Here is a 10,504-nt window from a genome sequence, read left to right as displayed (position 1 = left end):
CAACGGCAATGGGTGACGCCTCAACGACGGTGCTCTGGAGAGCTGAGAGAACCTTCGCTGCTGGTCGCAATGGTCGCCTACCAGAGCGTCAGTCTCGATCTGACTCGTAGAACTTGGGAGAGCTTGCAGTGAGGCTGACCCAAGCGCAGACGGCGTTCTTCCGCCACAACGGGTTCGCCATCTTGCCGACGCGCCTGACGCCTGACGCCGTCCAGGAACTCAGGGACGCCATCTGGCGCGACATCGAGCGCGCAGTCGAGCCGGTCGTCCGCTCCGGCGGCAGGATCGTCCGCCTCTCAAACGTCTTCGGACGCGGCGGCGTTTTCGCCCGGTTGGTGACCTGCGCCGAAATCCTCGATCCGCTCGAGTCCCTGCTGGGCCCCAACATCGAGTTCCTGCGGAACCGTCACAACCACGCGACGCTACGAGTCGGGGGCGACGGCTCCGCCTACATGCACCGCGACGTGCTCCAGTGGACGCGGACGATCGTCACGGTGCTGGTCTATCTGGAAGGCACGAACCTGGAGAACGGATGCACGCGCGTCGTGCCGGGAACCCACCTGCTGCCGGGACGCGAGGCGAACAGCCTGCACAACGACCCCGAAGTCGAGGCGTCGGGCTTGCTGGAACAGGCGGTTCCGATCCCCATGCCCGCCGGCGGACTGGTCGCCATCGACAGCATGATCTACCATGGGGCAGGCGAGAACCGCACGTCCGGGACGCGCATGAGCCTCACGCTCGGGTATCATAGCGCCGACGAGCTCGCCGGATACGAGAACCCGAAGCGCGTGCTCGTCAGAGGCGCGCGTCCCTATCACGGCAACGACGGCTGACGGCCGGCTGGGAGGGCGGCATGGGTGAGTTGGAGCAACAGATCATCGAGATGTTCCGGCGGTTGCCTGCCGACAGCCAAGCCGCCGTCCTGGACGCGCTGCGCGACGTAGCCGCGTCGGAGCCCGCGTCTCTCTCGGCATGGCTGCGGGAAGCGCAGGACGCTCGGTTCACGCCATGTCTTGATCCGAGCGGACGAGCCCCTTCTGCCAGCGAACTTGTCTGAGGAGGCAGGACTCCGAGCCTGGGTAGCCTTCGGCGATGGCAGCGGGATGAATGAAAGCTCTTCTCGACACTAACATCCTCATCCACCGCGAAGCCAGCACGGTTGTCCGCGGCGATATCGGTGTGCTCTTCCGTTGGCTCGACCGTTTGGGCTATGAGAAATGGATCCACCCAGTCAGTGCCGCAGAGATCCAGCGGCACGATGACGAACGGGTGCGCCGCTCCTTCGCGGCGAAACTGGCATCCTATGGGCAACTGCGCGCTGCGCCGTCGCTGGCACCCGAAGTCCACGCCCTGAGTCAAGAGTTGGATTCGACGGACAGTGACCGTTACGATACCACGATTCTGAACGAGCTCTATCAGGAGCGAGTCGATGTCCTCATCACCGAGGACCGAGGAATCGCGCGGAAGGCTGCCAGACTTGGCGTCGGCGATCGCGTCTTCACCATTGACGCCTTTCCGGAGAAGGCACACACTGAGAATCCGAACCTTGTCGACTACAAGGTTCTCGCTGTACGGAAGGCGCTGTTCGGTGATGTTGATGTGTCGAACGGCTTCTTCGACAGCTTCCGTGAGGACTACCCGGGCTTCGACCAGTGGTTCAGCCGCAAGAGCCAGGACGAGGCGTACGTGTGCCGACAACAGCAAGAAGTTGTGGCCTTCCTCTACGTCAAGGCAGAAGATCGGCACGAGCCCTATCACGACATCACGCCAGCCTTCTCGCCCAGACGGCGGCTGAAGATCGGGACACTGAAGGTCGAACTGAACGGGCTCAGATTAGGCGAACGTTTCCTGAAGATCGTTTTCGACAATGCACTTCGCCAGAATGTGGACGAAATCTACGTGACCATATTCCGCCGAACAGCAGGGCAAGACCGACTGGTCCGGCTACTCGAGGACTTCGGCTTTGCCTGTCATGGCACAAAGTCAAGTACCGCTGGTGAGGAACTCGTCTACACCCGGAGCATGGTGCCCCGCGCCAACAAAATGCTGCCTCGGCTCTCGTTCCCCTTCGTCAGCGGATCCGCCAGGCACTTCCTCGTACCGATCTACCCCAAGTACCATACGGATTTGCTGCCGGATTCGATCCTGAAAACCGAGTCGCCAGCGGATTTCGTTGAGCATGAGCCCCACCGGAACGCAATCAGTAAGGTCTACATCTCGCGTTCGCACTTCCGCGACCTCCGTTCCGGCGATGTCGTCGTCTTCTACCGTACGTCCGACAAACCCGGGCATGCGGTCTATCGCTCAGTTGTTACGACGCTCGGCATCGTCGAGAGTGTGCGTGCCGATCTAGCGAACGAAGTGGAGTTCATCCGCGCGTGTCGCCAACGCAGCGTATTCTCTGATAGCGAGCTTGCGGAGCACTGGCGGTATTCGTCGGCCAACCGCCCCTTCGTCGTGAACTTCCTACATGCCTACTCGTTCCCCAAACGGCCCAACATGAAGGCCCTCATCGACGGTGGCGTTATCGCTGACGTCCAATCCGCACCACGAGGCTTCGAGAGGATCAGCCCTGAGCAGTTCAAGACCATTATCGGGCTATCGAACACTGACTCGCGCCTTATTGTCGATTAGACCCAACTATGTAGACGCGATTCTGCGTGGCGACAAGCGCTACGAGTTCCGCCGCGTTATCTTCGCGCGGCCGGTCGATATCGTCATGGTGTATGCAACAGCCCCTCACTCGCGTGTCGTCGCTGAGTTCGACGTTGAGCGGATCGTCACAGAGCCGATCGGCGAACTTTGGAAGCGGACTCGATGGTCCGCCGGCCTGGACGAGCAGACCTTCTTTCGGTACTTCGAGGGTAAGCAGCAGGGCCATGCAATCCAGATCGGCGAGGTCCGGCGGTATTCTCAGCCGTTCCCTCCGCTCGAGAGGTTTCGCATGCCACCCCCTCAGTCGTTCGCGTATGTTGACAGGACAGCAGCGGTTCCACAGGCGATCCCAGCGAGGCAGAACGCGCGTCCCTGACCCATACGATGGGTTCTGAGCGTACGAGGCAGAACGCGCATGAGCCTGACGCTGGGATATCATAGCGCCGACGAGCTCGCCGGGTACGACAACCCGAAGCGCGTGCTGGTGCGAGGCGCGCGTCCCTATCACGGGAACGACACCTAGCGCCCGGGTTCCATCCCGCCTCGCCCCTCCGGAAACGACGATGGCGAGCTAGGAGACATGCATGCCCACCACCTACCAGAACTTCATCGGCGGGAAGTGGGTTCCCGCCCAGAGCGGCGAGACCTTCGAGAACATCAACCCGGCGGACACGTCCGAGATCGTCGGCATCCATCCCAACTCGAACCGAGATGATGCCCGCGCCGCGATCCAAGCCGCCCAAGACGCCTACCCCGCCTGGCGCGCCCTCGAAGCGCCCAAGCGCGGCAAGATTCTGTTCAAAGCCGCCCAAATCCTCGAAGCGCGCGCCGACGAGGTCGCCCGCGACCTGACGCGCGAGGAGGGCAAGACGCTCCCCGAGGCGAAGGGAGAGACGCTCCGCGCCGTCGAGCTGATGGAGTTCTTCGGTGGCGAGGCGCGGCGGCTCTGCGGCGAGACCTTCCCGTCGGGTCAGCCCGACACGTTCCTCTACACCCTGCGGGAACCTCTCGGCGTTGTCGGACTCATCACGCCCTGGAACTTCCCCATCGCGGTTCCCACGTGGAAGCTCCTTCCGGCGCTCATCTCCGGCAACACGGTCGTCTTGAAGCCCGCGAGCCTCGCGCCCATCACGTCGTGGCACATCGTCCGCGTTCTCGAGGAGGCGGGTCTGCCGCCGGGCGTCCTGAACATGGTCACGGGACCCGGAAGCGCCGTCGGCGAGGAGATCGCGACGAATCCCGCCATCAAGGCGGTGTCCTTCACCGGCTCCAACAGCGTCGGGACGCGGCTCTACGACACGGTGACACGCCGCGCCGCCAAGTGCCAGTGCGAGATGGGCGGCAAGAACCCCTTCATCGTCCTCAATGACGCCGATCTCGACAAAGCCGCCGACCTGGCGATCGCCGGGGCGATGTTCTCGGCGGGACAGAAGTGCACGGCGACCAGCCGCGTCATCGCCGAAAGACCCATCGTCGAAGCCCTCACGGAGCGGATCGTCGCCAAGGCGAACGCCCTACGCGTCGGGAACGGCTTGCGCGAGGGCGTCCAGGTCTGCCCCGTCGTCGATGAGAACCAGTTGAAGAGCATCCTGAGCTACATCGAGATCGGGAAGGCGGAAGGCGCGAAGCTCCTCGCCGGCGGCAGACGCCTGACGGGCGGCGGTTACGATCGCGGCTGGTACGTCGCCCCGACGGTGTTCGGCGATATGAAGCCGTCCATGCGGATCGCCCAGGAGGAGATCTTCGGGCCCGTCGTCGGGATCATCGCGGTCGATTCGCTCTCCGAGGCGCTGGAGATCGCCAACGACGTCGCCTACGGACTCTCGGCGGGCATCTGCACGCGCGATCTGCGCCGGACGTTTGAGTTCGTCCACGGGATCCAAGCGGGACTCGTCCACGTGAACGCTCAGACGGCGGGCGCGGAGGTCCAGGTTCCCTTCGGCGGGTACAAGAGCTCCAGCACGGGAACCCGCGAGCAGGGCAAGGTCGCCGTCGACTTCTTCACGCAGATCAAGACCGTCTACCTGCACTACGACACGTAGGAGGACCTTAGCGTGGCACGCTCGACATCGAGGAGCGCACTTGCGTCCGTCGCGCGGCACATGGAGGATTTCGAGGCATCGCAACAAGTACCATGTCAGCTTCCACGTCCAGGCTGATCGACTCGCTAACTTCTCATGGTTCACCATGGAAACCGCCTACACGGCACCAGAGTATCTTACTATCGCGGATGGCTTGTTGGGATGGCTTCTATCCGGCCATAGTCGATCCTGCTAGACCGTGACAGGTGGAAGCGCGTGATCAAATACATCGGATCCAAGCGTGTGCTTGTTGACTCCATCGTATGTGCCGTGCAGGCGATCGCCAACGCAAGCACCGTGGTTGATCTGTTCTCGGGAACGTCCAGGGTAGGGCATGCGCTAAAGAAGCACGGATATCGCGTCGTAGCGAACGATCACAATGCGTATGCTCATGTCCTCGCACAATGCTACATAGAAGCGGACCGCGGTGACGTAGAACGTGAGGCAACTCGCCTCATCGCTGAATTCAACCGTCTACCTGGGAAGCCCGGCTATTTCACGGAGACCTTCTGCAGACGTTCGCGGTTCTTTCATCCAAAGAACGGTGAGCGCATCGACGCGATACGCGATTCCATCCGCGCCAAGGGTCTAGAGAAGGACTTGGAGGCAGTGCTGCTCGTGTCACTGATGGAAGCTGCCGACCGCGTTGACTCGACGACAGGCCTACAGATGGCGTACCTCAAAGAGTGGGCGCCACGAGCGCACAACGATCTGGTGTTGCGCATGCCCGACGTGCGTCCGAGGGCACGGAATGGCAAAGGCGAAGCCCATAGAATGGATGCTCTGGATGCAGCCTGCGTCTTGGAGGGCGACATCGCCTACGTCGATCCTCCCTATAACCAGCACTCATATCTTGCGAACTACCATATCTGGGAAACGCTCGTTCTTTGGGATGAACCGGAGGTCTACGGAGTAGCGTGCAAACGCCTTGACTGTCGATTGCGCCGCAGCGATTTCAACTCCCGCCGCAAGTTTCACGCCTCCTTCGCCCGGCTGATATCACAGATACAGGCGCCAGTACTAATCGTCTCTTTCAGTAACGAAGCGTTCATTTCTCGAGAGGAGGTCAGTGGGCTCCTCAGCCGTCGTGGTAGCGTAATGGTGCTTGACCATGACTACAAGAGATACGTGGGTGCGCAGATTGGCATCTATGACCCGCAGGGGAGGAAAGTTGGGAAGGTTAGCCACGTACGCAATACGGAACATCTATTCATAGTTGTTCCGGACGGGTCCGCGAAGGTACTACAGAGGCAGACGATTCAGCCGGATCGGCAGTTATCCCTGTTCTCGACGGACGCACCAACGTGAGCTCTTCATGCTGGATTCAGAGACCACTTTGCCCACTACCATGACCAATCCGTTGTATCGAGCTGCCCAGCTCGCCGCCGCCCCAGCGTTTGAGAAGCCGCACGGCGCGACCTTCGCGCTGGGCGGGTTCGTCGGCGAGCGGCTGTCCGCCAACGTGGAGAGCTGGCTCCTCTCGGCTCCCCGGGCGAACCCGGCGATGCTCCAGATGTTCCGCGACCAGGAGCGGAACCCCCGCCGCGACCTGCTGCCGTGGTCGGGCGAGTTCGTCGGGAAGTACCTCATCTCGGCGATCCAGGCGTGGAGGCTCACGCGGGATGGCCGGCTCAAGGCGCTCATCGCCCGCGTCGTCGCCGACCTAATCGACGCGCAGCAGCCCGACGGCTATCTGGGCCCCTTCCCGTCCGAAACGCGCCTCACGTCGGATCAGTGGGACGTATGGGGGCATTACCACTGGATGCTCGCCCTGCTGATGTACCGCGACGACACCGGCTCCGAAGCCGCGTTGACCGCCGTGCGAAAGGCGGGCGACCTGCTCCATCGCACCTTCGTGGAGGGCGGCGCGCGGATGAAATCGCCGGAGCAGAACCTGGCGATCCTGCACGGCGCGTGCCTGCTCTACGAGGCGACGGCGGAGCCGACCTATCTGGAGCTCGCCCAGTGGGTCATCCACGAGCAGAGCGAGCCCGATAGCTGCGGCTACATCGAGGACGCGCTGGAACGCAAGGAGATCCAGGACTTCCGCGCCCGCCGCTGGGAAGGGCTCCACTGCATCCAGGGCATCGCGGAACTGGGCTTCATCACGGGCGATTCCCTCTACCACGACGCGTTCCGCCATATCTGGTGGGAGATGCTCAAGGGCGACCGTCACAACACGGGCGGCTTCACGTCCGGCGAGGCGTGCCAAGGGAACCCCTACCACCAGGGAGCCATCGAGACCTGCTGCACAGTCGCCTGGATCGCCCTGACGATCGACATGCTCCGATTGACAGGCGACTCGCGGATCGCCGACGAGCTGGAGCTCTCGACGCTCAACGGCATCCTCGGCGCGCAGCATCCGTCGGGGCGCTGGTGGACCTACAACACGCCGATGGACGGCGACCGCAAGGCGAACGCGCACGAGATCGTCTTCCAGGCGCGGCCCGGTTCCCCGGAGCTCAACTGCTGCTCCGTGAACGCCCCGCGCGGCATCGGCGCTCTCAGCGAATGGGCGGTCATGAACGCGTCGGATGGCGTCGTCGTCAACTACTACGGGCCCGGGACGTTCACGATCCCAACGCCGTCGGGTTCCGTGACGATCCGTCAGGAGACGGACTACCCCGTCGGCGGAACCATCCGGCTGACAGTCGGACCGTCCGCGTCGGAGCGGTTCGCGCTCTATGTGCGCATCCCGGAGTGGTCGCGCAGCAACCGGCTCTCCCTGAACGGCGAGGACGTGGGTCCCGTCCAGCCGGGCGCGCACCACCGGCTCAGCCGCGAGTGGGCGGACGGCGACGCGCTGGAGCTCCGGCTCGACATGTCCCCCTACTTCTGGGTCGGCGAGCGGGAACTCGAGGGCAAGACCTCCATCTTCCGGGGGCCCATCCTGCTGACGTATGATCGCTACTTCAACGAGGTGGACCCCGACGCCGTCCCCGCGCTGGACGCGGCGCATCTCCGGCTGGAGCCGATCCCGTGGGAGGGATGGGTGACGCCGTGGATGCTCTACAAGGCGCGGGGGATCGGGGGTCAGCGGATCGTCCTGTGCGACTACGCGAGCGCGGGCGCGACCGGCACGCCCTACCGCACCTGGCTGACCGTCGAGGGCGTCGAGCCGGCGCCCTTCAGCCGCGAGCATCCGAAGCGCATCTCACGTCCGGCGTGACATGGGAGCCCCGTCGGAACGGAGGAACCGACGCCGACATTGCCGCCACCGTCCGGAGTGGCTACTCCTGGGACAGCTGACCGCATCGTGACGGCATCGCCCGCCAGCGTGCGCTCGGGCTGACCCACTCGCAGAGGCTCGATCCCTCCCGGACGCTGGCGCGCATTCACCCGCCGCATGCAAGTCACGATACGGTCGTGGCGCGGAAAGTCGCCATGTCCCCAACGACAGGCGTCCGTTCCGTAGCATGCGGAAGGATAGGGATGGGATACCGCGATTTGACCAAGGAACTGGAATCCATCCATCACGCCATGGCATCGGCAAAGGTCAGCGCTCTCGTCGAGTCGCCCGACGAAACCGTCGATCTGGCGACGCTCTACGCCGTGCTGCGCGGCGAGCAGGACGGCGCGTCGCTGCAGGGCAAGCGCGTCACACAGCCCTTCCGCATCTCGGACGCCGGACTGGAGCCAGCCGAAGGCGATATCGGGCGATGGACCGTGTCGGTTCCCGTCGATCTCGTGGGCGTTTCATTCGACGACGAAGCCGACTTCTCCGGCGCCGAATTCCACCAACCCGCGCGGTTCGCCGGCGTTCGATTCGGCGGTTCCGCCACGTTCATGCACGCACGGTTCCAGGCGGACGCGGACTTCGCAGGCGCCGAGTTCAGCCACGATGCCAACTTCGCGTCGGCGCGGTTCGACGCGGTCGCGAGCTTCGTAGCGTGCCATTTCGTCGCCGAAGCCAACTTCATCGTGGCGGAGTTCCGGGGCGCCGCCGACTTCGTCAGCGCGCAGTTCGACTCGGTCACGAGCTTCCTGCACACGCGCTTCCTGTCTACGGTGGATTTCCGCGTCGCCCACTTCACGGCGTCCGTGGATTTCATGGGCGCCAGGTTCGCGGAGCCCGCCGACTTCGAATCGGTGCGCTATTGGCGCGATCTCATCTCGCAAGCATGGCGCCATTGGTGGTGGAGCCGCGTTCCGGAAGCGCTCCACGGGCGCGCCTGGACGCGCCGGCTGTTCTGGCGAACGGACGACGGGGCGCGAGCGCTCACACGGACGATTCGATGGCTTGCCAACAACCGCCTCACGGGCACCCTCACGTGCCTGCGCCTACCTCGCAACCGACCTGCGGGACCGATCACGCCGGCGACGCAGTTCATCATGGACCCCAACGCGATCAACGAGGTGACCAACCCGCGCTTCAAGCGCTACGTCGCCGACCAGTTCTACGTGCGGGCGTTCTGCCGTGATCACCGGGGAGTGGGCGTCCTGTGGCGGTGGTCGTGCGACTATGGGCGGAGCCTATCGCTGCCGTTCATCTTGTCGCTGGCGCTCGTGACCGCCTTCGCCGGGCTCTACCGACTCGCCTTCCACGGTCAGTTCATGTTCACCAATGCTGACCTGGGTCCCACGCAGGGGCACGAGATCGGTTTCTGGAACCTCATGTATTACAGCGCGGTGACCTTCACGACGCTGGGCTTCGGCGACATCGCGCCAGCCAGCCTTGCCGCGCGCTTCTGCGTCATGGTCGAGGTCGTGGCGGGATACGTGATGCTGGGCGGGCTCATCAGCATTCTGGCGAACAAGGTCGCGCGGCGCTCGTAGGTCATGCTCTGAGTGGAGGCTCGACTGATGCATCTCGCCATCCCGTGCCCATACTGCCAAGACCGGACGATCAAGCGACATGTCCGCATCAGTGAGCAGACCCGATGCCAGACATGCGGCAGACTCATCGAAGTGCGCGCATCCGATGTTCGCGTCAGCAAAGCGCAGTCGGATGCACTGGTCGCGGAGCGAGGAACCCACCTGCCGCCCATCTGGAAGCTAGAGCAGGAGCTCGCCTGCCCCGTGCCCCGCCGCGCCGTTCCGAGGTGGGAGAGGCTTCTGGGCAGCATGGTGGCATATCCCTTCTATGTGTGGTACTTCTTCTACAAAGAGTATTTTGATATTGGCGCCGAGCGCCTACCGGACTTCGGTGAGATCCTTGCCACAGTTCCGTGGGTGTGGCCGTTGATAGTGCCCGCCGGGCTGCTCGTTGGCGCCATGGTATGGGGGTCCGACCGACGACGGGGCAGGCGCGACGCTTCTCTCGTTCGATTCGGCACGGCGACCTGCGGTAGGGTGCTACGAACCACGTTCTTCATGGGCGTTGTTGTCTACGATACGCCGGAGCCCTTAACCCTAAAGTGCTCTGTCGGCTAGCGTCAGCCCGGCGACCCACTGACGATCCTCTACGACCCACTCAAACCGTGGAGCGCAAAACCTTATTACAAGTGCATCTATAAGGCGGTGCGACCCCGGGGCTGAGCGCATGCGAGAAGCTCCTGACGCGCTCGATGCGACGCTGGGGTTCGGCGACATCGCGCCAGCCAGCCTTGCCGCGCTTCTGCGTCATGGTCGAGGTCGTGGCGGGATACGTGATGCTGAGCGGGTTCATCAGCATTCTGGCGAACAAGGTCGCGCGGCTCATTTAGCACTACAAACGCAGTTATGGTAGAATCGTCCGTGGAGAGCGGAGGACTCCTTCATGGACGAGAAACGTCGCACGTGGGAAGCGGAACTGATCGAAGTACATCAACGAATTGCGCGGCACTTTC

Annotated in this window: 8 protein-coding genes; all 8 read left to right on the top strand. The window is 63.4% G+C overall.

The features are described from left to right. Positions 1-113: 113 nt before the first annotated feature. Entirely contained in the window at positions 114-833 is a 720-nt protein-coding gene (locus tag FJZ36_15985) for a phytanoyl-CoA dioxygenase family protein (protein ID MBM3216401.1), read from the top strand. A 20-nt stretch (positions 834-853) separates the two neighbouring features. Then, positions 854-1,057: a hypothetical protein gene (locus tag FJZ36_15980; GenBank protein MBM3216400.1), complete on the top strand. Its 204-nt coding sequence runs from the start codon at positions 854-856 to the stop codon at positions 1,055-1,057. A 50-nt stretch (positions 1,058-1,107) separates the two neighbouring features. Next, positions 1,108-2,634, top strand: a complete 1,527-nt coding sequence (locus FJZ36_15975) for a hypothetical protein (protein ID MBM3216399.1) — start codon at positions 1,108-1,110, stop codon at positions 2,632-2,634. A 605-nt stretch (positions 2,635-3,239) separates the two neighbouring features. Next, a complete protein-coding gene (locus tag FJZ36_15970) occupies positions 3,240-4,697 on the top strand; it encodes an aldehyde dehydrogenase family protein (protein MBM3216398.1) in 1,458 nt (485 codons plus the stop codon). A gap of 255 nt (positions 4,698-4,952) precedes the next feature. Continuing rightward, positions 4,953-6,044 (top strand): DNA methyltransferase, encoded by a 1,092-nt coding sequence (locus tag FJZ36_15965; GenBank protein MBM3216397.1) that lies wholly within the window; start codon positions 4,953-4,955, stop codon positions 6,042-6,044. Between the two features lie 7 nt (positions 6,045-6,051). Then, complete coding sequence (locus FJZ36_15960) at positions 6,052-7,905, top strand: hypothetical protein (protein MBM3216396.1); 1,854 nt, start codon at positions 6,052-6,054, stop codon at positions 7,903-7,905. 215 nt (positions 7,906-8,120) lie between these two features. Beyond that, entirely contained in the window at positions 8,121-9,512 is a 1,392-nt protein-coding gene (locus tag FJZ36_15955) for a hypothetical protein (GenBank protein ID MBM3216395.1), read from the top strand. Between the two features lie 27 nt (positions 9,513-9,539). Continuing rightward, entirely contained in the window at positions 9,540-10,109 is a 570-nt protein-coding gene (locus tag FJZ36_15950) for a hypothetical protein (GenBank protein ID MBM3216394.1), read from the top strand. Positions 10,110-10,504 lie beyond the last annotated feature (395 nt).

The sequence above is a fragment of the Candidatus Poribacteria bacterium genome (assembly GCA_016866785.1).
GTDB lineage: Bacteria > Poribacteria > WGA-4E.
The sequence above is the reverse complement of the archived record's forward strand: the minus strand, read 5'-3'. Positions and strand labels throughout refer to the sequence as shown.